This is a genomic window from Hyphomonas sp. UBA3195, assembly GCF_002366485.1.
Lineage (GTDB): Bacteria > Pseudomonadota > Alphaproteobacteria > Caulobacterales > Hyphomonadaceae > Hyphomonas.
This window is the reverse complement of record NZ_DEXB01000028.1, coordinates 162,519-186,006: the sequence shown is the minus strand read 5'-3', so window position 1 is coordinate 186,006 and position 23,488 is coordinate 162,519. Positions and strand designations below refer to the sequence as shown.

Here is a 23,488-nt window from a genome sequence, read left to right as displayed (position 1 = left end):
TCGCGCAGGTCTTCGCCCGCAATCTGGGTGCCGTCCGGCAGGATCAGGGCTTCACCGCTCGTGCCTTCGTCGATCAGGTAGGAATCCAGCTCGGCATCATCCTTGAGATAGCGTTCCGAACGGCCGCGCGTCACCTTGTAGAGCGGTGGCTGGGCGATGTAGAGATAGCCCTTCTCGATCAGCTCCGGCATCTGACGATAGAAGAAGGTCAGCAGCAGGGTGCGAATGTGCGCGCCGTCGACATCAGCATCGGTCATGATGATGATCTTGTGATAGCGCAGTTTCTCGATGTTGAACTCATCCCGGCCAATGCCCGCGCCGAGCGCCATGATCAGTGTGCCGACCTGGTCAGATGACAGCATTTTGTCAAAGCGGGCGCGTTCCACGTTCAGGATCTTGCCGCGCAGGGGCAGGATGGCCTGGTTGTCACGGCTGCGGCCCTGCTTGGCGGAGCCACCAGCAGAATCACCCTCGACGATGAAGAGTTCGGATTTTGCCGGGTCTTTTTCCTGACAGTCGGCCAGCTTGCCGGGCAGGGAGGTGATGTCGAGCGCAGACTTGCGGCGGGTCAGCTCGCGCGCCTTGCGGGCGGCCTCGCGCGCAGCCGCTGCCTCGACGATCTTCATCATGATTTCCTGAGCTTCCTTCGGATGCTCCTCGAACCATTCTGCCAGTTTCTCGCCCATCAGGCTCTCGACGACCGGGCGGACCTCGGAGGAGACCAGCTTGTCTTTCGTCTGCGAGCTGAATTTCGGGTCCGGCACTTTCACGCTGAGCACGCAGGTCAGGCCTTCGCGCGCATCATCGCCGGAAATCTCGACCTTGGACTTCTTGGCGATGCCGGTTTCGTTGGCGTATTTGTTGATCAGGCGGGTCAGCGCGCCGCGGAAGCCGGCAAGGTGGGTGCCGCCATCGCGCTGGGGGATGTTGTTGGTGAAGCAGAGCACGTTCTCGTGGTAGCTGTCATTCCATTCCATCGCGACCTCGACCGTGATGCCGTCCTTCTCGCCAATGGCGTAGACGGGTTCGGGGATCAGCTTGGACTTGGTCTTGTCGAGATGCTCGACGAAGGCCTTCACGCCGCCCTCATACATCAGGTCGATTTCGTAAGGCTCTGCGTCGCGCTCGTCGCGGAAGATGATGTGGACGCCGCTGTTCAGGAAGGCCAGCTCGCGCAGGCGGTGCTCCAGCGTCTTGCGGTCGTAATCGGTCATCGTGAACGTGCTGGCAGAGGCCAGGAAGCGCACCGCCGTGCCGGTATAGGGCTTGCCCTTGTCGGTCATCGGGGAGGGGCCACGCGTGACCAGCGGGGCCTCGACGCGGCCGCCTTCGACAAAGCGCACCCAGTGTTCATTGCCTTCGCGGTGGATGGTCAGTTCCAGCCAGTCCGACAGCGCGTTCACAACCGACACGCCGACGCCGTGCAGGCCGCCGGAAACCTTGTAGGAGTTCTGGTCGAACTTCCCGCCCGCATGCAGCTGGGTCATGATGACTTCGGCGGCTGAGGCGCCCTCTGTGGGGTGCATGCCAACGGGGATGCCGCGGCCATTATCGGTGATTTCAGCCGAGCCGTCGGGGAAGAGGGTGACCGTGACGCGGTCTGCATGGCCAGCAAGCGCTTCATCGATGGCGTTGTCCACGACCTCGTAGATCATGTGGTGGAGGCCCGAACCGTCATCGGTGTCACCGATATACATGCCGGGGCGTTTGCGGACCGCTTCGAGGCCCTTCAGGACCTTGATCGAGCCAGCGCCATATTCCGGATTTTCAGCTTGCGTGCTTTCGGCCATTTAGGCGTCCTCATCGATTCGTAAATTCACCTTTGTTTATAGGGGGTTTGGGGGGTAAAGGCCACAGATGGGGAGGGGATTTTGCAGCCGCAAAAAGCCTGTAAATACAGGGTGTTGCAGGGGCGTTCGATGGGCAGGGCTTCCGCCTGCGGAAGACCGGGTCAGAAAACCGTCAAAAAGGCCCGGAATCAGGGGCGATTCCGGGCCTTTTGGCAGACATTTCAGAGGATGAAACTTATCTGGATCAGTCCTGAAACACTGGTTTGCGCTTTTGCATGAAGGCGGCGGCGGCTTCGGCGAAGTCCGGGGATTTGAGCTGTTCGGCAAAGGCTTTGCCTTCGGCTTCCATGCGGTCCTTCACGGCGTCGCGATTCATGCGGATCAGCGCCTTGGAGCGGCGAATGGCGGTCGGGGCGGCAATGGCGATGCGCTCGGCCGTGGCAAGCGCGGCCGACATCAGGCCCGTGTCCGGCTCGACGCGCGAGACGAGGCCGCAATCGAGCGCCTCCTGGGCCGACAGGATGCGGCCGGCGAGCAGGATGTCATTGGCCATGGAATTGCCCACAGACAGCGGCAGCAGCAGCGAGGAGCCTGCCTCCGGCACGAGGCCAAGCGCGGTAAAGGGCGCGCGGAAATTGGCGCTCTCTGCCGCATAGGCGATGTCGCAATGCAGCAGCATGGTCAGGCCAACGCCCACGGCGGGGCCGTTGACGGCAGCGATCAGCGGCGTCTCGGCGTCGCGGATACCATTCAGGAAGCGTGTAACCGGCGGTTCGCCAGAGGAGCGCTCGGAATCGGAGGCAAAGTCGGTCAGGTCGTTGCCCGCGGTGAACATGTCGCCTTCGCCGGTGATGATGATGGCGCGGATGGCCTTGTCATCATTGGCAGCGTTGATGGCATCGGCCAGCGCGCCATACATGGCCTGGGTGAGCGCATTCTTGCGCTCGGGCCGGTTGATGGTGAGCGTCAGGACGCGATTTTCGAGGCTCTGGGTGATGTGGTCAGTCATGGGGCGCTCCGCTTCGGGTTTCCTGCAGGGGTGTGCGGGGTCCGGGGCGGAGCGTCAATCTCTGACCGTGCGGGAGTGTCAGTCCCGGGGCTTTTTCGGGCCCTTCTTGAAGGGTTTCTTGCCACCCTGCGGCTTGGGACGCTTATAGGTCTTGTCGCCGCCGGTGGGTTTGCCTTTGCCATGGGCGTGCGGCTTGTCCTTGCGGGGCTTGCCGGCGGGGCGGTCGTCCTGGATGTAGTCGGTCAGCGGGTCGAAGGCCTTTTCCGGCGCAGCGGCGGCGGACTTTGGCTTCTTGTTCAGGTGCGGCTTGCGTGGCGGCTTGCCGGGCGTGCGCTCACGCGACGGAGCGTAATCCTGGCGCGGCGGCTGGGCAGGCGGCGGGCCGTCCAGCGCAAAGGCGCGCAGGCCTTTTTCCAGCATCCCATCATTGCCGATCACTTCGAACAGGCGTTTGGCGGCGTCGGGCTTCAGCTCGACATGCGTGTCGGCCGGATTGATGCGGATCGCGCCAATATCGTCACGGCCAAGGCCCCCGGCCTTGCACAGCATGGGCAACAGCCAGCGCGGCTCGGCGTTTTTCTTGCGACCGACATTGATGCCGATCCATGTTGCGTCGTCGAAGCCCTTGCGGTCCTGACGCTCGCGCTTTTCGCGGGGCGGGCGGTCGTCGCGGTCACGCCGGTCTCCGCGTTCGTTGCGGTCACGGGACGGGGCGCGGTCATCGACATCGCGCAGGTCTTCTGGCGCGGTGCGCCCGGCGCGGTGGCGGCGCACGAAGGCGGCGGCAACCTGTTCGGCGCCATATGTGTCGATCAGCGTGCGGGCGAGTTCGGCCTCATTGGCGCTGGAATCTTCGGTGAAGATCGGGTCGGCCATCAGGCGCGCATCATCCAGCGCATTGATTTCGTCCGCAGACGGCGGTTTGCCCCAGCTCGCTTCGATCTTGGCATCGCGCAACAGGCGCTCGACGCGGCGGCGGGCACGCGGGGCGACCAGCAGGGCGCTGACGCCCTTGCGACCAGCCCGGCCGGTGCGGCCCGAACGGTGGAGCAGGGTGGCCGGATCGCGCGGCAGGTCCGCATGGATGACGAGGCCGAGGTTCTGCAGATCAAGGCCGCGGGCGGCGACGTCTGTGGCGATACAGACGCGGGCACGGCCATCGCGCAAGGCCTGAAGCGCGTTGCCGCGTTCCTTCTGGCTCAGCTCACCCGACAGGGCGACCACCGGGAAGCCGCGATTGCCCATGCGGCTGATCAGCTTGTTGACGGCGGCGCGCGTCGTGCAGAACACAATGGCGGTCTCGCTGTCGGAATGGCGGACAATGTTGACGATGGCGTTCTCTTCGTCGCCGGGGGCGACGAGCAGGGCGCGGTATTCAATATCGACATGCTGTTGCTGTTCGGCAGCCGTGGTGATGCGCATCGCATCCTTCTGGTAGCGCGCAGCAAGGGCGGCGATGCCTTTTGGCACGGTGGCCGAGAACATCAGCGTGCGGCGGGTTTCCGGCGTGCCTTCGAGAATGTGTTCGAGTTCCTCGCGGAAGCCCATGTCGAGCATTTCGTCGGCCTCGTCCAGCACGACAACGCGGACGTTCGAGGCATCCAGCGAGCCGCGACGGATATGGTCTGACAGGCGGCCGGGTGTGCCGACGACGATGTGCGCACCGCGGGCAAGCGTGCGGCGCTCCTCGCGCATGTCCATGCCGCCGACGCAGGTGGCCATGCGGGCGCCGGACTTGGCGTAGAGCCATTCCAGTTCGCGGGCGACCTGTTGGGCAAGTTCGCGGGTTGGCGCGACGATGACGGCCAGCGGCGTATCGGATTTCTCGAAGCGGTCTGCCCCGGCGAGCAGGTCGCCAGCCATGGCGAGGCCGAAAGCAACGGTCTTGCCGGAGCCGGTCTGGGCGGAGACGAGGAGGTCCTTGCCGTCGAGTTCTGCTTCAATGACAGAGGACTGGACGGGGGTGAGCGTCTCGTAGCCACGCTGTGCGAGGGCCTCGGCGAGCGCCGATGGGATAGAAGGGGTATCGGTCATTTGGTAGGGCTTTCTGGGGCGCTGGCGCAGCTTTCATGCGCGCCGCGGGAAGATTTTGCCCCGTATGGCACGTTTTTGCAGTCGGCGCCATAAAGGGTGCGCATGTGAGGGCAAGCCTCAAATATCCGTATCCCCGGCGCATGCCGGGGTCTCATGCGGGTCCTGCTGGAAGCCAGCCGCGGGAGGCTCCGGCATGCGCCGGAGACACGGGGTGAAGTTAACCTTTCACGTCGAGCCGTTCGAGGCCGCGGAAGAAGGGCAGCGCGCGCCAGACGAGGTCTTGCGGGGGCAGGGACAGGTCTGGATAGCGCGCGAAGAGTTTTTCGAAGACACGCCGGGCCTCCATGCGGGCAAGCGGCGCGCCGATGCAGATGTGGGGGCCGCCCCCAAAGGCGACATGGCTGGCGCGCTTTTGCATGATGTCGAAGCGTTCCGAGCTCTCGAACATGGTCTCGTCGCGATTGGCCGAGGCCAGCGAGCAGAAGACGACCTGACGCGCTTTCATCGGACAGCCGGCAACCGTCCTGTCGGCCTCAACGATCCGGGATGTCGCCGAGACGGGGGCCTCGAAGCGCAGGACTTCCTCCACCGCCTGTCCGGCAAGGGCGGGATTGGATTTCAGTGCGGCGAGTTGCTCAGGATGGTTCAGGAACAACCAGACGCCATTTCCGATCAGGTCGGTCGTGGTGAGGTTGCCGCCGACCAGCAGCGCGCCGAGATTGATGCGAATTTCATCATCCGACAGCGGAGCGTCACCGCTGGCCTGCAGCTGGACCATGTCGGTGATGAGGTCATCGCCCGGCACTTTACGGCGGGCTTCCATCAATTCGGTGAAATAGGCGTCCAGCGCGTGGCTGCCTTGTTCCATCCGGGCGGTTTCTTCAGGTGTCCGCACGGGGTTCAGGCTGAGGATCACGTCCTCTGACCATTGCCGGAAATCCGGCAGGCGGTCTTCATCCACGCCGAGGATGCGTGCGATGACAAGGACCGGAATCGGCACGGCAATCTCTGACATCAGATCGAAGGTGCCGGACGCGGGCGCGGCGTTGATCGTGTCGTCGATGATGGCCTCGATCTGGGGCTTCATCTTCTGGATGCGCGTGTAGAATGCCTTGGCCAGCGGAGGCCGCACGCGGGCATGGTCCGGATCATCAAGAAAGAGGATGGAGGTGCGTCGGGGCTGGTCATCATCCTCGATCAGCTGGCGAGAGATCGAGCCTTGCTCGGCATTCAACGGGTGACGGACAAAGCTGCGATCATTCACTGTTTCGCGAATGTCGGAATAGCGCGTCAGGAACCAGGTCTTGGCCATCTCGTCGCGCAGGACAGGGCAATTGTGGCGCAGGGCCTCCAGTGGGGGGTGGGGATCGTTGCGGGCGTCGGGCGAGAAAGCCGTCACTTCCAGCACGGATTGTGGCACGCGCGGCGTGCCCGGATCATCGGCCATGTTTTCCTCCCTGTCCGGTCTTTGCGCCGGATCATATGAACGAAGCCTATCATGGATTTGCGCTGAAATCGTGGGTGAACCTGCGGGAAGGCGTTGAGGGCCAGGAGGCTCGGATGTCTATTTTCCCCTTGAATGTCGTAGGGAGAGCGCAGGCTAAATGATTCTGTAACCCCTTGTCGCTTGCCTTGACGCGCAACTGCGTCAACTTCAGTGACGGCCTTACGGAGCTTGTAATGACTCAACTCGTCAGCGATCACATCCTGGAAGATACCGGCGCGGACATGCCGGTACACGCCAGCGCATATCCCATGCTGGAAACCGACTTCGAGCTTTGGAATCCCAATTCCTGGACGCGGGGCCACCCTCATGACCTGTATGCGCGAATGCGCAGCGAGGCGCCGGTCATGTGGTCGAAAATGGGCCGGGGCGGCAGCGGTTTCTGGTCGGTTACGAGATATGAAGACATCAAGACAGTCGAGTTGAACCCGGCAATCTTTTCGTCCGAGCGGGGCGGTATCAATATGGCCGTGCCACCGCGTGAGCATTGGCGGCCCGAAGTCCTGATCCGCGCGGCGATGGACAATCTGATTTCGATGGACGAGCCGCGCCACATGCAGATGCGGATCCAGCAAAAAGACTTCTTCATTCCGGCCTATGTCAAAGAGCTGCGTGAGAAGGTCAGCGTGAAGGTCGAGTCGCTGCTCGATGATCTGGAGGCGAACGGGCCTGAGCTGGATTTCGTCAAATTCTTCTCCAACCAGTTGCCGCTCTATACGCTGTGCGAAATGCTGGGCGTGGACGAGGAAGACCGCCAGAAAATCGTCTACTGGATGCACTATCTGGAAATGGCGAGCCAGTTCATGACGAACCCGTTCCGGACCTTCCTCAGCGAGCCGCTGTTTCCGCTACGGTTCAAGAAAGTGGTCGAAGAGATGTTTGCCTATGGCGCACGTGTCATGGCCGACCGCCGGGCCAATCCGCGCCATGACCTGTTGACCATGATCGCGCATTCAAAGCTGGATGATGAACAATTGCCGCAGGAATACCTGGATGGCTCCTGGTTGTTGATCATCTTCGCCGGCAATGACACGACGCGGAACTCGCTGTCGGGTACGATCAAGCTGATGACCGAATGGCCGGACCAGCGCGCAATGGTGCTGGACGATCCGTCTCTCATTCCGCGCATGTCGGAAGAAGCCTTGCGCATGGTTTCACCGGTGAAGCATATGCGCCGCACCGCGCTGGAAGAGACAGAACTCAACGGCCAGCTCATCGCCAAGGATGAGAAAGTCGTCATGTGGTATGGTGCAGGCAATCGCGACCCGGAAGTCTTTCCGGACCCGGACAGGTTCGACATGATGCGTGACAATGTCGACAAGCATATCGCCTTTGGCCACGGCATCCATAAATGCCTCGGTTCGCGCGTGGCACAGATGCAGCTGCGTGTTGCCTATGAGCAGATCTTCCAGCGTTTCCCGAACATCGAGTTCACCGGCGACATCAAATACGGGCCGAACGCGCTCGTCCATGCGATCTCGAAGTTGAAAGTGAATCTCTACGGCAAGGGCAATTCGCGACCGACCAAGGTGCAGGTCAAGGCGATGGAGACGGCCTAGGCGGCCTGCGCCTTGAAGGCTTTGTGTTCCGGTTCGATCAGGCCGAGTTTCCAGTAGGAGCTGACATAAGTCAGGTCTTTCCGGGTCGGCTTCTGTTTGCGAAAATAAGTGCGTAGCGCGCCTGCGAGGGCGAATTCGCCGGCAACGAAGACGCTTGGCTCCCCGCGGCGCCAGTCGAGGGTCTGCACCGCCTGTATCAGCGCTTCGCTGGGTGCGTGCGGGTCTGATTTGATGATCCAATGCACACGGATACCCGTTGGTGTGCGGATAGGTTGCCGGTCCTCGTCGCTGGGGATTTCGAAGAATGCGTCACCGATGGCATCAGAGGGGAGCGCTTCGAGTTCAACGGCAGCGGCGGGGATGGAGGACAGGTCTGCAACAAAGAGGTGCCAGTCTGCTCCCTCGGTGCCGAATTTGAGCGTGCCGGGACGGGAGATCAGGATGCGGTTGCCGGGGGCGGCGTGTCTGGCCCACGGTCCGGCAATGCCGTCATCGCCATGCACAACGAAATCAATGTCGAACTCATGCTCGGCCGGCCGGACATGGCGCAGTGTATAGGTGCGCATCCGTGTCTTGAAGGAGGCCGGATCGAAAGCGGGCGGTCCGGCCTCTCCCGGTGTGGGAGCAATGACTTTCAAATATGCGCCTGGCGCGCCGGTCACGAAATCTGCCGCAAATTCGGATTGGAAGGTCAGGCGGACCATGTGCGGGGATAGCTGCTGGGTGCGCAGGACAATGGCTTCGGCGAAATTCGGTGTGGACATGAGTGGCATACCTGCATTGAGAATTATTCTCATTATCAGATAACAATTCTGCTGACGGGATCAACCGTCAGGTCGGCAATTGGCCTGGCATCACACTTATGTGCCGGAAGGCAGGGCGCGGGGGATGCAGCTGGCGGTAGCTTGCGCAAGCAGGGTGCCGTCTTCGCGGGTCAGCTCGCCGCGCGTGAAGAGGGCTGCGCGGCCCCGGCGGACACATTCGCCGCGCCCGAGAAGGCGCTCGCCAATCGGCACCGGGCGGAGATAGCTGGTCGTCATCTGCAGGGTCGGGGACATGGCCGGACCATCCTGCGCGATTGAGCCGGCAAGGCTCATCACTTCATCCAGCATGGCCGAGACGAAGCCGCCCTGCGCGTCGCCGCCGGGATTGGTGGCGTGTTCGGGCAGAGTGAAAGCGGCCTCAACCCAGCCGGCGTCGGGATCGAAAGCGATGAGTTCAAAGCCCAGAAAGGCGGTTGCCTTGGGCGGCGTCTTGTTGGTCAGGAGATCCTGCCAGAAAGCGCGCTTGTCAAACGTCATCAGCCGAGCCGCTTGAACAGCATGGGAATGGCGGTGGCAGTGGCCTTGGCGACGAGTTGGCCGTCCGCGTCAAAGCATTCCGCTTCCATGAAGGCGGCCGATTTGCCGAGTTTCAGGATACGGGCCTCCACGCTGGCCTTGCCTGGCATCAGGCGGCGTAGATAGCTGGTCTTCATTTCGAGCGTCGGCGCGGTCATCGTGATGTTGGAAGCAATGATGACGCAGGTGCTCATCGCCTCGTCCATCATGGCGGAGATGAAGCCGCCCTGAACCGCACCGGTCGGGTTAGCAAAGCTGGGGGAGACGTCGAAATCCATTCGGATGCGCTGAGCGTCCTGCTCGACTTCAGCCAAGCGCATACCGAGCGTATCGGAGCAGGGTGGGCGCTTCTTGGAATTCTGGAAACGCGCGAGCATGTCGGCGTCCGAGGCGCGGGGTTTTTCGGTATCTGCCATCAGGTCGGGCGCGGCCTATTTCCGGCGGAAAGCGTCGAGATTTACGACCGTACCGGGCTCTTCCTCGGCCTCGACGGGCGGCACATCCGCGGCAGTGGCTTCCCCCGCTGGCGAAATGACCGACGCGTCCTTGTCCGGCGATTCGAAGGTCAGTCCGAAGTTTACAGACGGGTCAACGAAACGCGTGATCGCGGCATAAGGAATGTGCAGGTGCTGTGGCACGCCCGAGAATTTCAGGATGATCTCGAAATGGCTGTCTTCGACTTCCAGGTCCCAATACTGGTGCTGGATAACGATGGTCATTTCTTCTGGGAACCGTTCGACAAGGTAATCAGCAATCTTCACACCCGGCGCCTTGGTGCGAAAGGTGAGATAGAAGTGATGATCACCCGGCAGGCCATTTGAGTTGTAGCCCTTGCGCAGGGCTTCGCGGACAACACCGCGCATGGCAGCCTGGGTGAGCGCTTCGTAGCCGATATAGTCCGTCATAGGCGCGCGAGTTCCCGGTTTGGTATGGTTGAACCTGTGATTCATACAGTAAGGTCGGGAAAAGAGGCCCGCAACGGCCTTCGCACAAGGGGCGAGCAAAAAATTGCTGCTCGCTTGTTAGCCGCTGTGACTAACCCCTTGTGGTCATGGCGATCTTTTCCGCCATGGCGCCTCGATATTTCCTGTTAGTAATTTGCAGGCGGGTCGCTGGCCGGGAACGACTCGTCGAGTTCCTCGTCCACTTCGTCCCACTCTTCGGGCGGGTGTTCCATGTTTTCTGCACCCGCCGGACGGACCGTCTTGTGATGGGTCGGTTCATCCTGATTGTCTGTCTCTGGATCGGGCTTGCGGGTTTTGGGATCAGTTTGCTCGGTCATGTGAATCTCCTTCGTGCCGGATCAACGCATTTGGCGGCGTTCGGTTGCGTTGGGAGGCAATCTCTCTAGGCTGCTGGCGACAGACCAGAAGACTGGCAACAGGGGAGGACAGGCTGAATGATCATGCAGATGCCGGAGACGGGACGCGACTGGAACGATGTGCGCGCAGAAATGGTTGCGCGCGGCGGGGGCGATGCGCAATGGCGCGACGGACGCACAGCGGTTTATGTCTTCAATGCCGGGCCGGAAATTTCAGCAGTCCAGCATGATGCCTATGGGCTCTACATGGCGGAGAACGGTCTGGGGCCGCTGGCCTTTCCAAGCCTCGCGCAGATGGAAAAGGAAGTCATCGGCATGGGGTTGGGCTTGCTCCATGGGCCGGACGGATCCACCGGGGCGATGACATCCGGCGGGACCGACTCGATCACGATGGCGATGAAGACAGCCCGCGACTATGCCCGGTCGCTGGGCAAGCCGCGCGAAGGCCAGAATGTCGTGCTGCCGCAATCGGCACATCTGGCGTTCGACAAGGCGGCGCATTTGATGGACATCGAAATCCGCCGCGTGCCGCTGAAGACGGATGGGTCTTATGAGGCCGATCCGGTTGCCATGGGTGACGCGGTGGATGCAGCCACCATCATGATGGTCGGTTCGGCGCCAAACTTCCCGCACGGCATTATCGACCCGATTGCGGCACTGGGCGAGGTGGCCGCGAAGCACGGTGTCTGGCTGCATGTCGATGCTTGTGTGGGCGGATATTTCGCGCCGTTCGCGCGGATGAATGGCGTGCCGGTGCCAGCCTTTGATTTCGAAGTGCCAGCGGTTCAGTCGATGAGCGCCGACCTTCACAAATATGGCTATTGCGCCAAAGGCGCCTCCACGGTGCTGTTCCGGAGTGAGGAGCTTTACGCCCACATGCCGTTCGACATGGCGGGCTGGAGCGGCGCGCCGATGAAGACGCCGACGCTGGCGGGCACGCGGCCGGGCGGGGCGATCTCCGCGGCCTGGGGCGTGATGAACACGCTGGGTGTCGAAGGGTACAAGCGGTTGCAGGGGCAGGTCTGTGCGACGCGGGAGCGAATGGAAGACGGCGTGAAGCGGCTCGGTTTCGAGATTGTCGGAAATCCGATGCTGGGCCTGATGGCCTTTCACCATCCCGATGCCCATGCCTTCGCGATTTATGGCGAGATTTTCAGGCGTGGCTGGTTCACATCGGTCACGAAAGAGCCGCCGAGCCTGCACCTGATGCTGAGCCCCAAACATGCCGATGTGGCCGACGCCTATCTCGCAGACCTCGAAGCCAGCGTGAAAGCGGTGCAGGCTGGCAAGGCCGGTGAAAAGGTTGAAGCGCGCTATAGCTGACAGGTCAGAACGCCAGGGAGGGCGGATAATGGAAACCAAGGGCAGAACGGCGGTCATCACGGGCGGTGCAAGCGGCATCGGCGCGGCGTTGGCCGAAGCGATGGTGGCCGATGGCGGTCGCGTCGTGATTGTGGACATCAACAAGGATGCGGCCGAGGCACATGCGGCCAGACTCGGCGATGCCGCGCTGGCCATCGCCTGCAATGTTGCCGCTGTGGCGGGGGTCGAGGCCATGGCCGGCGAGGCCTGGAACTGGCTGGGCGGAGTGGATCTGGTGTTCGCCAATGCTGGGGTCAGCGTGGCGCGGCCGCTGATGAAGGCCAGCGAGGCGGAGTTCGACGTAACGATGGGCGTCAACCTCAAAGGCGTCTGGGCGACAGCCAGGGCGTTTGCCGCACGCATGATCGATGCGGACCATGCCGGGCATCTCTGCCTGACCGCGTCGGAACACGCGCTGGGCCTGCAGCATCCGGGCAATGGGTTTTACACGGCGTCAAAGCATGGCGTACTGGCGCTGGGCGATGTGTTCCGCGCCGAATTGCCAGAGTCGATTGGTGTCAGCGTGCTGTGCCCCGGCCTGACGGCAACGCACATGCCGGATACAAGCCCCGCTGCGACGGGTATGTCGGCAGATGAGCGCCGCAGCGACATGGCCCGCGCCGTGATGGCCGAAGGCAAACCGCCTCTCGAGGTCGCGCGACATACGTTGGACGAGATTGCGCGCGGCACATTCCTGATCGTGCCGGAGCCATCGGCCTGGCTGGCGGCGGAAAAACGCGCAGATGAAGTACAAGACGAATTCGCCCGGCAGGCACCGATGGGGCCGGACGCGATGAAGTATCATGTCGGCGCGGTGGTCGAGCGGCTGATGAAGAAGACAGGTCCCGGTTTGATGTGATCCAATTGTGATCCGGACCGCTCGGCTTTTTCCTTGACCGGTTTGGCGGCCTGCGGTTTTCTTGAGATAGCGCTAACAGAAGACTGTGGCCTTCAGGGAGATTGTCATGACCGAATTCACGCATTCACGCAGGCGTTTCATGGTGCTGAGCAGCGCCACGCTGGCAGCAGCGCCATGGCTGGCAAGTTGCGCGAGCGCAGAAGGCAGCGCGGCGATCCCGGCCAAGGCGATTGGCATGCCCTGGCCCAATTGGGGCGAACTGCCTGACACACCGCCATCCGCGCCCAATGCAGGCAGTGTCGGCTTCGCGGTGATGGGGCTCGGCGGCTATGGCATTGGCAAGGTCCTGCCTGCGCTGGCGAATGGTGAACGCTGCCATGTTGCGGCGGTTGTGTCCGGCAATCCGGAGAAGGCGAAGACCGTGGCCGCCGCCTATGGCCTGCCGGAAGATGCTATTTATTCGTATGAAGACTTTGACCGGATCGCAGACGATGACCGGGTAGATGCAGTTTACAATGTGCTCCCGACGGGGCTGCATCTGCAGTGGACCGAAAAGAGTTTTGCGGCAGGCAAGCATGTGCTGTGCGAAAAGCCGATGGCCCTGTCCGCGGCCGAGTGCGAGCAGATGATCGCGGCCTCGGAAGCGTCAGGCAAGAAGCTGATGATTGCGTATCGCTGCCATTTCGAGCCGTTTAACCTGCGCGCCATGGAGCTGATGCGTGAGGGTGCGGTTGGCAAGATCAAGACGATCGAGACGGCCCAGACCTATCGCATGGGTCCGACCAGCGTGGCGGAAAATTGGCGGGTTGTCCGGGCGCTTGCAGGGGGTGGTCCTCTGGAAGACTATGGCATCTACGGATTGCAGTCGGCGCTGTACCTCTCCGGCGAAATGCCGGTCTCTGTAAAGGCCGTAACAGAGCAACCGGCGAATGATCCGCGTTTTGCAGAAATCTTCTCTACAGTGACGACAGAGATGCGTTTCCCGTCCGGAGCCGTGGCCAATATGGTCACGTCCTATGACACGACACCCGGCCGCAATCTTGCGCGGGTCGAAGGGGAGGGCGGTGTGCTGATAATGGAACCTGCAACCGGCTATGGCGGGCATAAGATGTCGTTGGTGCGCGACGGTGTCCGCGAAGACCTCGTGCCCGGCGATCCCGATGTGCAGTTTGCCCGCATGTGTGACCATATGGCGGATGCGATCCGGGAGGATGCAGCGATCCTCACGCCGGGCGAAATGGGCCTTCGCGACATGGCCCTGATCGAGGCGATCTATCGCTCTGCGGCTGAAGGGCGTGAAATCACGCTCTGATTGTTACAGGAAATTCGTGTTTCCCTCGCAGGATCGTGGCTGGACGTGGGGCCGTCGCGCCCTACAGTCCATCTGTCGCCAATATTGGGCTGAGGGGCCAAACCATGATCACGCTGCACCATCTCGAAAAGTCGCAATCCATCCGCATCCTCTGGCTGTTGGAGGAGTTGGGCGTGCCGTACGAGGTCAAGCTCTATGACCGCGACCCGAACACGCGGCTGGCCCCGGCTGAGTACAAGGCGGTCTCACCGCTGGGGACGGCGCCCTGCATCACCGATGGCGACATTACGCTCTCGGAGACGAATGCGATCATGGATCATATCCTGGATACGCATGATGATGGCCGCCTGCGCCCCGCGCCGGGCACACCGAACCGGGCCGATTACCTGTTCTGGTTTCATGTCTCGCAGGGAAGCCTGCAGCCTTTGCTGACCAACAAATTCGTCATGATGGCGATGACAGCGCGTGCGCCATTTTTCCTGAAGCCTGCGGCGAAGATGCTGGTCGGCGGACTGGACAAGGCGTTCTTCGGTCCGCGCCTGAAGGCATTGATGACCGAAATCGAAAAAGCACTTGGCAAGAGTACATGGTTTGCCGGAGATAATCTGACCGCGGCAGATATCGTGATGGGATACTCGATGGAGTTGGCGGCGCACCGGGCCGGCATGGATGCCGGGAACTATCCGAATGCGCACAGATTCCTGCAACAGATGCGCGCCTATCCCTCCTATCAGCGCGCGCTGGAAAAGGATGGCAAGGGCACGATCCTGCTCTAGCGATCAGTCCCGGCGGCGCATGGCCTCGGCGATTTCGGGCAGGTCTTCGGCGGTCTGGTAGTATTGCGGCTCGGCGCGGGCTTGCGTCCGCTGCTCATAAGCATAGCCGAGCGAGAGGATCGCCGCGTCCTGGTCCTTGCCGCCCATGAAGGACAGGCCAATGGGGATGCCCCGAACAGTGCCCATTGGCACCGTCAGGTGCGGATAGCCGGCAATGGCCGCTGCATAGCCCGCGCCTGCCCAGTCCGGCCAGACATCGCCATTGACCGGATCAGCGCGCGGGGCAAGTGGCCCTGAAGGGGCGACAAGGGCGATCACGTCATGCTCTGCCAACAGACGGTCTATGCCGTTTTCGCGGGTGGCGGACTGGACGAAGGCAACAGCCTCTTTGTAGCCATCGGGTTCAAGATCTTCCATGCCTTCTGACTGCTCAAAAATATCCTGATTGAACAAGGCGAGTTCGATGTCTGCATGTTCGGCATTGAAAGCGATCAGGTCGGCCAGCGTGGGCGTTGTGACCGTGTCCGGCGTGCTCGCGAGATAGGCATTCAGTGTCGCCTTGAACTCATACTTCAACACATCGAATGACTTTCCCCAAAAGCCGTCGGGCATGTCGATGTCGTCGATATCAACCAGAATTGCGCCTGCCGATTCCATGTCCGAAAGGGCCTGTTCGAAACTGTCTTTGATGAGCGGGCTGCTGCCTTGGGCGCCGCGCAGGACGCCAATGCGCTTGCCTTGCAATGCGGCGGCATCAAGGGTGGCGGCATAGTCTGTCTTCGCTGCGCCGGTCGCCATGGCGTTGAGCATCATCGCGGCGCCCATGACCGTCTTCGTCATCGGGCCGGCTGTATCCTGTGAGGAGGAGATCGGAATGATGAAGTCCTGCGAGACGAGGCCGACCGTGGGCTTGAAGCCGACGACGCCATTCACGTTGGATGGGCAAATGATCGAGCCATTGGTTTCGGTGCCGACCGTACCCGCGGCGAGGGAGGCGGCGGCGGCAGCGCCCGATCCGGAACTTGAGCCACAGGGGTTGCGGTCCAGCATGTGCGGATTGCGGACTTGTCCACCAAGCGCGGACCAGCCGCTCATCGAACTGTTGGAGCGGAAGTTTGCCCATTGGCTGAGATTGGTCTTGCCGAGGATGATGGCGCCCTCAGCGCGCAGCCCCGCGACGAGCGGGGAGTCGCGGTCCGTGACATTGTCCTTCAGGGCGAGGGCGCCAGCCGTGGTGGGCATGTTGTCTGCTGTTTCGATATTGTCCTTGAGCAGGATTGGCAGGCCGTGGAGCGCGCCGAGCGGCTCGCCGGCGTCCCGCTTTGCGTCCAGCGCGCGGGCGGCCTCCAGCGCATCCGGGTTCAGGGTGAGGACCGCTTGCAGCGTGGGGCCGGAGCGGTCGACCAACTCGATCCGGTCCAGATAGGCCTGGGTCAGCGCTTCGGCGGAGACCTCACCGGTTTGCAGGGCTTCCGCCAGTTCAGGCAGGGATTTTACGGTCCAGCCTTCGGCGGCATAGCTGATCGGCGCTTTGGTATCCGGCATCGACGTGTCTCCAGTCTGCGGGGAACAGGCGGTCAGGGCGAGCGCCGATATGGCGGCGACGAGGTAATGTTTCATGGTGGCCAGCTCCCTCAGCGTGTTCGATCCGAACGCTAGCGACAAAGTTCCAGACTGGCCAGCGCGCGGCGGCCACGAATTTGCGAGGAAAAGGATAAGGTGGAGGCTTCTGTTGCCAGGCGCCTCCGGGCCCCGCCTAGGGGTCTGAAACCCTAGGAGTTAGATCGGTTAACCGAGCACAGCTTACGCTGCGAGCAGTTCACCTTCAGCAAAGTTGTCATTTGCAACTATGTGATATGGGCTTCTGAGGGGGCCCAATCCGGCAAAGGCATCGTCTTTACACGTCCGTCGATCCTATTTCGGCCCCGTCAGAAACAGGCCGGTGAATGCCTGAACCTGCTTTTGGTGGAGCCGCCGGGTACCGCCCCCGGGTCCGAACCGCTTATTGCACGCGCGTTTATCGCCATAGTCCGAAGACATGACCAATATAGGGATGATTTGGGGGTTTTGGAAGGGGGGAGGTGTTTGGAGTGAGCCAGTCTAGGGCCCGCATATGCCCTCCCGGCTTCCCGGGATGGTGAGGAGGGGGCTTCCAGCCGAAGAGGGTCTGGAGTTCTCCCGACTTATTCAACCAAGGTTTGAACTTCGCTTCGGTATTTTATTATTCAGTCACTAATACTGGCTTCTTCGGCGGCACCACACGCCCTCTCGATTCTGGGCGATTCAACCATTCCGGTGCCATGAATTGGGCAATTTTTTTGGACGGTTGGCCAAAGCCAGCAAACATTGGTTGCCACTCTGCTCCTGAAAAGCTTGCGAACATGGTATTATAAACAACAGGGTCATTTTCCTCAGCCCCCCAAACGGCCCAAGATTCTAAAAGATGAGATTCCTCAGCCCCCAAATCGTACCGGGTTGAATCGAAAAGTGTCACCTGAGCTGGTAGGTCAAAGCACCGCTCCAAGTTTTCAGCAACGCCATTTTCGAACATTCCGCGTAGGCACAAATCAGAGCCGGACGTTTTTTGGCACTCAATCGATTCAACACGGTCCTCACCGCGATCCGTGATCTTGCACGTAAGGTTTGGACCATTCGCGGATTCGAAGAAGGAAAGTGTTTGGCGCTGCGCCTGGTTGATGGACTGCACCGTGCGAGATGCTTCATCTTGAGTAGGAACAATTGCGTCCTCTGGTATCGCCGCATCTTCGGGGTCGGTACAAACTGTATCACCAGGAACGCTTATTGTTGTGCCCGCACCCCCAACTGTCACAGGTGGCTGATAGATTTGATTGTAAGTTCGCCTGCACTCTTGCCCGTTCTCATCGGTGAATGTGCTGTTTTCGTTTGACGTACAACCGACCATTCCAATCGTTAGAAACAAAGCGCAAATGGTCAGTGTTTTCATTGTAAGCTTATCCCCTGTGCAAAACGACAGTCGTGAATGTTGCGCAACTCTCAATTGAATTGAGATGGTAGTCAACAGGGCCCGGCGCCCGCAATTTATTCTTTATCCTCGACCGTTTATGGCAAAGGCGATTTCAAATAGTCCGCTCTATGTCAGCATCAGCGCTGAGCCCGGCATCGACCCGCGGTCGTTTTGACAAGGCCTTGGATATCCTCGACAAGTGAACTCCAGACTTCACGGGGACAGTGAATGCGCTCACACAACATTCTGATACTGGCCGCAGCACTGGCAACGCTCACGAGCTGTACCCTCTTGTCGCCAGCGTATGGTGACGGCACGGAAGAGCGGCCGGAACCTGTCGCGAAGATCATTGACGTGCATCGCCATGGCACCTGGCCGACAGGGGATGATGATGCTTACCGCTCGCAAATGTTGAGCGAGATGTCGCAGAATGGTGTGCGGTTGGCGGTAATTTCCATCACGGACTATGACGATGTCGAAACCTGGAAGAATGTGGCACCGGATGCATTTCTGGTTGGCGTCATGCTGGGGTGTCCTCGAAATCTTGCGGAGCCCCGGTACAACTGCTTCCCGGCGGATGAGGGTTGGGTCGATATCGAATGGCTGCGGACAATGGTCGAGCACGGAAAAATCGAGGCCATCCACGAGGTCATTCCGAATTATTATGGTGTTTCGGTCGGTAATCCGAGATATGATCCATATTTCGCATTGGCGGAGGAATACGATCTACCCGTCGGCGTCCACACTCAGCGCGGCCCGCCACCAAAAGCAATAAACTCCATGCGCAGTGATTCCGATTGTTGCCCGGACTATGATCCTGAAATGGGCAATCCGGCATTGTTGCGCCGGGTGCTGGAGCGTCATCCCAATCTGAGAGTCTGGATACAGCATGTCGGAGCCGGACGCGCAGGGAGCTATGAGCCGCACTGGGACGAGACCTTGGCGCTGTTACGCGATTATCCGCAGGTCAATGTCGATCTTTCGATCACAAATGGTCCGCTGCCTATTGAACTGTATGATGAAAGCTTGCGAATTCTGATTGAGGCCGGTTTCGATGACCGTATCATGATGGGGACGGACAATATTCCAACCGCATTGGTCCTGGGCCGCCTGGAATCCATCGAATGGCTGAGCGAAGACCAACGCGAGGCGATCCTCTACAAGAACGCTGAGCGCTTCTTTCAGTTGAAATAGACGCACAATACGGGTCCGGGTCCGCCTCCCTTCCGTGTCGAGGCCCATGATCGGCTTGTGGTTTCCGATTGAGCCCTGATTTTCAGCAGATCGTGTCGGCGTCGCCCTGTTCGCCGAAGCCGTCGGCGATGAGGCTGGCGATGGCGGTGACCGCCTCGGCCGCGTCGGGGCCTTCGGCGTTGATGTCGACTTCGCAGCCCTTGTGAGCGACCAGCATCATGAGGTCCATGATGGAGCGCGCATCGGCGGTTTCGCCCTCGTGCGAGACGATGATGCGGGATTGAAACTCACCGGCAAGGCGGGACAGGCGGGCAGAGGCGCGCGCGTGCAGGCCCTTGCGGTTGACGATCATGGCGCGCTGGCTGGCGGTGAGGGTTTCCGTGTCGGGCATCAGTTTGATTTCGCGAGGAGTTCGGAGGCGATGTTGATATACTTGCGGCCCGCCTCTGCGGCGACTTTGGCGGCGTCCTTGAGGGTCATCTCGCCGCGCACTTCGGCCAGCTTGATCAGCATGGGCAGATTGACGCCGGACAGGACTTCGACATTGCCGGCATTCATCACCGACATGGCGAGGTTTGAGGGCGTGCCGCCGAACATGTCTGTCAGGATGATGACGCCCTTGCCGGCATCGCAGGACTTGGCCGTTTCGCGGATCTGATCGCGGCGCGCCTCGATGTCGTCTTCCACTTCGATCGAGATCGAGCGGAATCGATCCTGCTCGCCGACCACGTGTTCCGTGGCGGCGACGAGTTCGCGGGCAAGCTTTCCGTGGCTGACAACCACAATTCCGATCATATGCCGGTCCCAGTGCTCAAACTTTACGAACTTGTCATGCTGCCACTGCGAACACGAGCGTCAACCCTGATTCAGCTGTTGGGAGAATGGTGACCTGTGGGCGTTGCTTCAAAGCCCCAGCACGTCATTCATGTCGTAGAGGCCTGGATCCTGGCGCATCGCCCATGCGGCCGCGCCCAGGGCGCCATGCGCGAAGACCGCGCGGTCAATGGCGGTATGGCTGAGCGAGAGGATTTCCATGTCCGAGCCGAAGCTGACTTCATGCTCGCCGATCACCCCGCCAGACCGGCGTACGGCAAAGCCGATGCTGCCAGCGCGCCGCTTGGCGTCTGGGCCATCATAAGGGCCAGCCCGCAGGTCTGACAGCGGCTTTCCGCGGCCTGCAGCGGCGGCCTCGCCCACCATGAGCGCGGTGCCCGAGGGGGCGTCGACCTTGCGGCGATGATGCGTTTCGAGGATTTCGATATCCCAATCCGGACCGAGCCGTTCGGCCGCCATGCGGGTGAGGGCCTGCAGCAGATTGATGCCCACCGAGAAATTGCCCGCCTTGACGATGGCAAGGGACTGCGCGGCCTGCGCAATCTCGGCCTCTTCTTCATCAGTGAAGCCGGTCGTGCCGATGATGGCGGCGCGCACGCTTGTGTGTTTCAGGGAGTCTAGCGCAGCCAGGGTCGCGGCAGGGCGGGTGAAGTCGATCCAGACATCAGCCTTTGCCGCAGCTGCGACGGGATCGGTTGCCGGTTTCAGGTCCAACAGGCGACGGCCTGCCAGTTCGCCAATATCCTCGCCGAGATGTTCGGAAGAGGGAGCCTCGCTGCCGCCCACCACGGTAAGGCCAGCATCAAGCGCGGCGCCGACCAGCTGGCGGCCCATGCGACCCGCGACGCCGGCTATGGCGACGCGGAGCGAATCGGAAGGTGTCATTTCTGTCATGCGCGCCGTTATAGCGAGGTTTTCCCGCAGGGCGAGAGCTTGCTGAACGCCGGGAACAAATTTGTCATCTGGCGCGTTCTACGCACATGACCCCAACAAATGTGCTTTCGCGGCTTGGCCGTGTGTCCTGTGTGATCAATCCGCTCTCGGGCAGCACGCCCGAGGGAGCCGCTGATCTCTTGCGTGAAAAACTCTCAGGCCTGCCGGACGCTGCCTCGATCCATACGGTCGGTGAGGATGATCTTGCGCTGCTCATGGAAGCGGCGCTCGCTGAAGAGCCGGACACGCTGATTGTCTGGGGCGGGGATGGCACGATTGCCTGCGCGTTGTCGCATGCCGGTCTGCTCGGTCCGGCGGTCCTGCCACTGCCGGGCGGGACGATGAATATGTTGCCCACTCGCGCCCTGGGCGGCGACCATGAGTGGGACGTGCTGATCGATCGCGCGCTGCAGGGCGGCAAGGTACGCCCGATGCCATGTGGCGAGATTGTCGGCGGACCCCGCTTCTTCGTGGCGGCCATGATGGGTGACATGACCCGGTTCACCAATTCACGCGAAGCATTGCGCGAGGGGAAAATTCTTGAGGCCGCGGAGATCGTGCACGACTCTTCGGCTCTGGCTCTGAAATCCAACATTGCCTGGAACGCCCCCGGCAAGGCCGCCGAGACCGCCACCACTCTGACGGTGAACATCAATCCGGACACGCCCGGAAAGCTGGAGATTGCGAGTATTGACCCTCAGGGCTTGCTGGACCTCGCCAAGCTTGGCCTGGAGATGATGTTCGATGGCTGGCGCAATGCTGAGGATGTTGCGCTGAAACTTGCTGACGAGATCGAGGTGCACCAGACCGACAAGGGGCGCATCAATGTCACGCTGGATGGTGAGCTCAAAGAGATGGACACACCGCTGAGGTTCCGGCGGATCGATTCTGCGGTGAAAATCTTCGTTCCAGACATGTCCTGATGACAGTTATTGCACAGATTTCAGACATTCATTTCGGCGCCGAAGACGAAAACGCGATTGAAGCTGCCGAAGCCTGTATCAAATCCACCAAACCTGACATGTTGGTCGTGTGCGGAGATTTGACCCAGCGGGGACGTACACGTGAGTTCGATGCTGCGGCCGAGTGGCTGGACAGGTTCGACATGCCGAAGCTCGTTGTGCCCGGCAATCACGACACCCCCATGTTCAATGTCGCGGCGCGGGCGGCGGAACCCTTCAAACGATTCAAACGGCGATTCAATCAGCAATTTGAGGTCGTCGAGGCTGGCGGTGCGATCGCTGTCGGCCTCAACACGGCGCGCGGCTGGCAGGCACGGCGGAACTGGGCCGAGGGGTCTGTCAATCTGGACGACCTGGATGAGGCGATTGTTCGCGCGGGCAAGTCACGGGCAGAGGTCAAACTGATTGCCTGCCATCATCCGTTTCATTCCCTGCCCGGTGCGCCGCTCCGCACACGGACCCGCAGAGGCCGACGCGCCAGCGATATGGTGGCGGCGAGCCATGTACAGATGGTGCTGACGGGGCATGTCCACACGCCCTCGGTCGTCGTGCGCCAGCGCGCCAATGGTTGCTATCTCGCCGTCTCATCCGGGACGTTATCGGTGCGCCTGCGGGCTGAGCCGCCTTCGTTCAATCTGATCCGGCTGGAAGAGGGAGAGTTGCGGATCGACCGATGCGATATTCATGAAGATGGGCCGAAAATCTCCCGTATGGGCGCGTTTGATGCCAATCTGGAGTCTTGCGCCTAGCGGGGGGTGACCGGGTTATCCTCGCAGGTGATGCTGGATGCGCACTTCGAATGCGGGCTGCAATTGTGCGCGGATGCGATCTACCAGCAAGTGCACTTTGGGCTGAAGGTGACGGGCTTGGGGGTAAACTGCCCAGATGGGTTCTGGCTCGGGCCGGAGTTCCCTGAACAGTTCGATCAGTCGCCCGTTCTCGAGATACGGCGCGACATAAAAAAGTGGTAGCTGTCCGATTCCTTTGCCTGCGAGCAATCCGTCCAGCACGGATGCGCCGGAATTTGAACGCCAATTGCCCCGTGGACGGAGGGTTTCGTGCTGGCCGCCCTGCCGAAAGCGCCATGTGCTGGAGGAGCCTGTCAGGCAATTGTGGGATTTCAGGTCGTCAAGCCGTTCGGGCGTGCCGTGGGCGTCCAGATAGGCAGGGGATGCGCAAACCAGAAATTGCCGGCTTGCCACCCGCGAACTGATCAGGCGGGAATCTTCCAGCATGCCGGTGCGGATTGCGAGATCGATGCCCTCGGCGATCAGGTCGACCAGCCGGTTGGAGAGGTCGAGCGTGATCTCTACTTTGGGATAATCCTGGCTGAACTCGCGCACGATGGGCGAGATGTAGCGTTCGCCCAGAGATGTGGGGCAGGTGATCTTGATCTCTCCCTGCGGTTCATTGGTGCCGCCTACGACGGCATACAGCTCGTCCCGCGACTCGATGAGTTGCTGGCAATGGCTGAGCACGGTGCGGCCCGTATCGGTGAGAGAGACTTTGCGGGTGGTGCGATAGAATAGCGGCGCGCCAATGGCGTTTTCCAGTCTGGTAACGGCGCGGCTCACATGCGAGGTTGAGACGTTCAACATTTCCGCCGCGGGCTTGAAGCCCATGCACGTCGCCACAGCCACGAATTCCTCAATACCATCCCAATCCGTTTGCATTATCCCAGTCCTGCAACAATGAATTGCGAATTACGTACTT

The 23,488-nt window shown here is 61.0% G+C and carries 23 protein-coding genes and 1 other RNA gene; 8 read left to right on the top strand and 16 right to left on the bottom strand.

The genetic code is table 11. The features are described from left to right. The 4 genes from B2344_RS09520 to B2344_RS09505 form a co-directional block, all read right to left on the bottom strand. Positions 1-1,790: DNA gyrase subunit B (locus tag B2344_RS09520; protein ID WP_290485083.1), on the bottom strand; the 1,790-nt coding region annotated here is incomplete at its 3' end. A gap of 244 nt (positions 1,791-2,034) precedes the next feature. Next, complete coding sequence (locus B2344_RS09515) at positions 2,035-2,799, bottom strand: enoyl-CoA hydratase (protein ID WP_206991223.1); 765 nt, start codon at positions 2,797-2,799, stop codon at positions 2,035-2,037. A 78-nt stretch (positions 2,800-2,877) separates the two neighbouring features. After that, the gene (locus B2344_RS09510) at positions 2,878-4,833 is read right to left on the bottom strand and encodes a DEAD/DEAH box helicase (RefSeq protein ID WP_290485082.1); all 1,956 of its coding nucleotides are present in this window, start codon (positions 4,831-4,833) and stop codon (positions 2,878-2,880) included. A 217-nt stretch (positions 4,834-5,050) separates the two neighbouring features. Continuing rightward, the gene (locus B2344_RS09505; protein WP_290485081.1) at positions 5,051-6,280 is read right to left on the bottom strand and encodes a cytochrome P450; all 1,230 of its coding nucleotides are present in this window, start codon (positions 6,278-6,280) and stop codon (positions 5,051-5,053) included. A 233-nt stretch (positions 6,281-6,513) separates the two neighbouring features. Here B2344_RS09505 and B2344_RS09500 point away from each other — a divergent pair, with 233 nt between their 5' ends. Next, complete coding sequence (locus B2344_RS09500; RefSeq protein WP_206991220.1) at positions 6,514-7,896, top strand: cytochrome P450; 1,383 nt, start codon at positions 6,514-6,516, stop codon at positions 7,894-7,896. Here B2344_RS09500 and B2344_RS09495 read toward each other — a convergent pair. From B2344_RS09495 to B2344_RS09475, 5 genes are all read right to left on the bottom strand, one after another. Next, the gene (locus tag B2344_RS09495; RefSeq protein ID WP_290485080.1) at positions 7,893-8,660 is read right to left on the bottom strand and encodes a siderophore-interacting protein; all 768 of its coding nucleotides are present in this window, start codon (positions 8,658-8,660) and stop codon (positions 7,893-7,895) included. The two genes, B2344_RS09500 and B2344_RS09495, sit on opposite strands and share 4 nt — an antisense overlap. Before the next feature lie 96 nt (positions 8,661-8,756). Beyond that, positions 8,757-9,197, bottom strand: a complete 441-nt coding sequence (locus B2344_RS09490) for a PaaI family thioesterase (protein WP_290485079.1) — start codon at positions 9,195-9,197, stop codon at positions 8,757-8,759. After that, entirely contained in the window at positions 9,197-9,652 is a 456-nt protein-coding gene (locus tag B2344_RS09485; RefSeq protein ID WP_206991217.1) for a PaaI family thioesterase, read from the bottom strand. Before B2344_RS09485 ends, B2344_RS09490 begins: the two co-directional genes overlap by 1 nt. A 15-nt stretch (positions 9,653-9,667) precedes the next feature. Continuing rightward, the gene (locus tag B2344_RS09480; RefSeq protein WP_206991216.1) at positions 9,668-10,141 is read right to left on the bottom strand and encodes an SspB family protein; all 474 of its coding nucleotides are present in this window, start codon (positions 10,139-10,141) and stop codon (positions 9,668-9,670) included. Positions 10,142-10,326: 185 nt separating this feature from the next. Then, positions 10,327-10,518 (bottom strand): hypothetical protein, encoded by a 192-nt coding sequence (locus B2344_RS09475; protein WP_206991215.1) that lies wholly within the window; start codon positions 10,516-10,518, stop codon positions 10,327-10,329. Positions 10,519-10,635: 117 nt separating this feature from the next. Between B2344_RS09475 and B2344_RS09470 the strand changes: the two genes are divergently transcribed. The 4 genes from B2344_RS09470 to B2344_RS09455 all read left to right on the top strand — a co-directional run bounded on the left by B2344_RS09470 (position 10,636) and on the right by B2344_RS09455 (position 14,866). Then, complete coding sequence (locus B2344_RS09470; RefSeq protein WP_290483709.1) at positions 10,636-11,880, top strand: pyridoxal phosphate-dependent decarboxylase family protein; 1,245 nt, start codon at positions 10,636-10,638, stop codon at positions 11,878-11,880. 28 nt (positions 11,881-11,908) lie between these two features. After that, a complete protein-coding gene (locus B2344_RS09465; RefSeq protein WP_290485078.1) occupies positions 11,909-12,778 on the top strand; it encodes an SDR family oxidoreductase in 870 nt (289 codons plus the stop codon). A gap of 106 nt (positions 12,779-12,884) precedes the next feature. Then, on the top strand, positions 12,885-14,090 hold the full coding sequence (locus tag B2344_RS09460; protein WP_290485077.1) for a Gfo/Idh/MocA family protein: 1,206 nt from the start codon (positions 12,885-12,887) through the stop codon (positions 14,088-14,090). A 104-nt stretch (positions 14,091-14,194) separates the two neighbouring features. Further along, positions 14,195-14,866 carry a glutathione S-transferase family protein gene (locus B2344_RS09455; RefSeq protein WP_206991212.1) on the top strand — a complete coding sequence of 224 codons (672 nt, stop codon included), beginning with the start codon at positions 14,195-14,197 and terminating at the stop codon, positions 14,864-14,866. Between the two features lie 3 nt (positions 14,867-14,869). Here B2344_RS09455 and B2344_RS09450 read toward each other — a convergent pair whose 3' ends face one another. From B2344_RS09450 to B2344_RS09440, 3 genes are all read right to left on the bottom strand, one after another. Further along, positions 14,870-16,486 (bottom strand): amidase, encoded by a 1,617-nt coding sequence (locus B2344_RS09450; protein ID WP_290485076.1) that lies wholly within the window; start codon positions 16,484-16,486, stop codon positions 14,870-14,872. A gap of 98 nt (positions 16,487-16,584) precedes the next feature. Further along, positions 16,585-16,943: a transfer-messenger RNA gene (gene ssrA / locus B2344_RS09445) on the bottom strand. 144 nt (positions 16,944-17,087) lie between these two features. Next, entirely contained in the window at positions 17,088-17,831 is a 744-nt protein-coding gene (locus tag B2344_RS09440) for a hypothetical protein (protein WP_290483713.1), read from the bottom strand. A gap of 249 nt (positions 17,832-18,080) precedes the next feature. On the opposite strand from B2344_RS09440, the gene B2344_RS09435 reads away from it, so the two are divergent. Beyond that, a complete protein-coding gene (locus B2344_RS09435; RefSeq protein WP_290483714.1) occupies positions 18,081-19,046 on the top strand; it encodes an amidohydrolase family protein in 966 nt (321 codons plus the stop codon). An 82-nt stretch (positions 19,047-19,128) separates the two neighbouring features. Here B2344_RS09435 and B2344_RS09430 read toward each other — a convergent pair whose 3' ends face one another. The 3 genes from B2344_RS09430 to dapB all read right to left on the bottom strand — a co-directional run bounded on the left by B2344_RS09430 (position 19,129) and on the right by dapB (position 20,765). Beyond that, entirely contained in the window at positions 19,129-19,437 is a 309-nt protein-coding gene (locus B2344_RS09430) for an HPr family phosphocarrier protein (RefSeq protein ID WP_290485075.1), read from the bottom strand. Beyond that, positions 19,437-19,841: a PTS sugar transporter subunit IIA gene (locus B2344_RS09425; protein WP_034810778.1), complete on the bottom strand. Its 405-nt coding sequence runs from the start codon at positions 19,839-19,841 to the stop codon at positions 19,437-19,439. The genes B2344_RS09430 and B2344_RS09425 overlap by 1 nt, the downstream gene beginning before the upstream one ends. Positions 19,842-19,949: 108 nt before the next feature. Beyond that, positions 19,950-20,765 (bottom strand): 4-hydroxy-tetrahydrodipicolinate reductase, encoded by an 816-nt coding sequence (gene dapB / locus B2344_RS09420; protein ID WP_206991209.1) that lies wholly within the window; start codon positions 20,763-20,765, stop codon positions 19,950-19,952. A 95-nt stretch (positions 20,766-20,860) separates the two neighbouring features. Here dapB and B2344_RS09415 point away from each other — a divergent pair, with 95 nt between their 5' ends. Both B2344_RS09415 and B2344_RS09410 read left to right on the top strand, forming a co-directional pair. Then, positions 20,861-21,736, top strand: a complete 876-nt coding sequence (locus B2344_RS09415) for a diacylglycerol/lipid kinase family protein (RefSeq protein ID WP_290482597.1) — start codon at positions 20,861-20,863, stop codon at positions 21,734-21,736. After that, on the top strand, positions 21,736-22,524 hold the full coding sequence (locus B2344_RS09410) for a metallophosphoesterase family protein (RefSeq protein WP_290485074.1): 789 nt from the start codon (positions 21,736-21,738) through the stop codon (positions 22,522-22,524). The genes B2344_RS09415 and B2344_RS09410 overlap by 1 nt, the downstream gene beginning before the upstream one ends. Positions 22,525-22,539: 15 nt before the next feature. Here the strand turns inward: B2344_RS09410 and B2344_RS09405 are convergent, their stop codons facing one another. Further along, complete coding sequence (locus B2344_RS09405; RefSeq protein ID WP_290482598.1) at positions 22,540-23,448, bottom strand: LysR family transcriptional regulator; 909 nt, start codon at positions 23,446-23,448, stop codon at positions 22,540-22,542. Positions 23,449-23,488 lie beyond the last annotated feature (40 nt).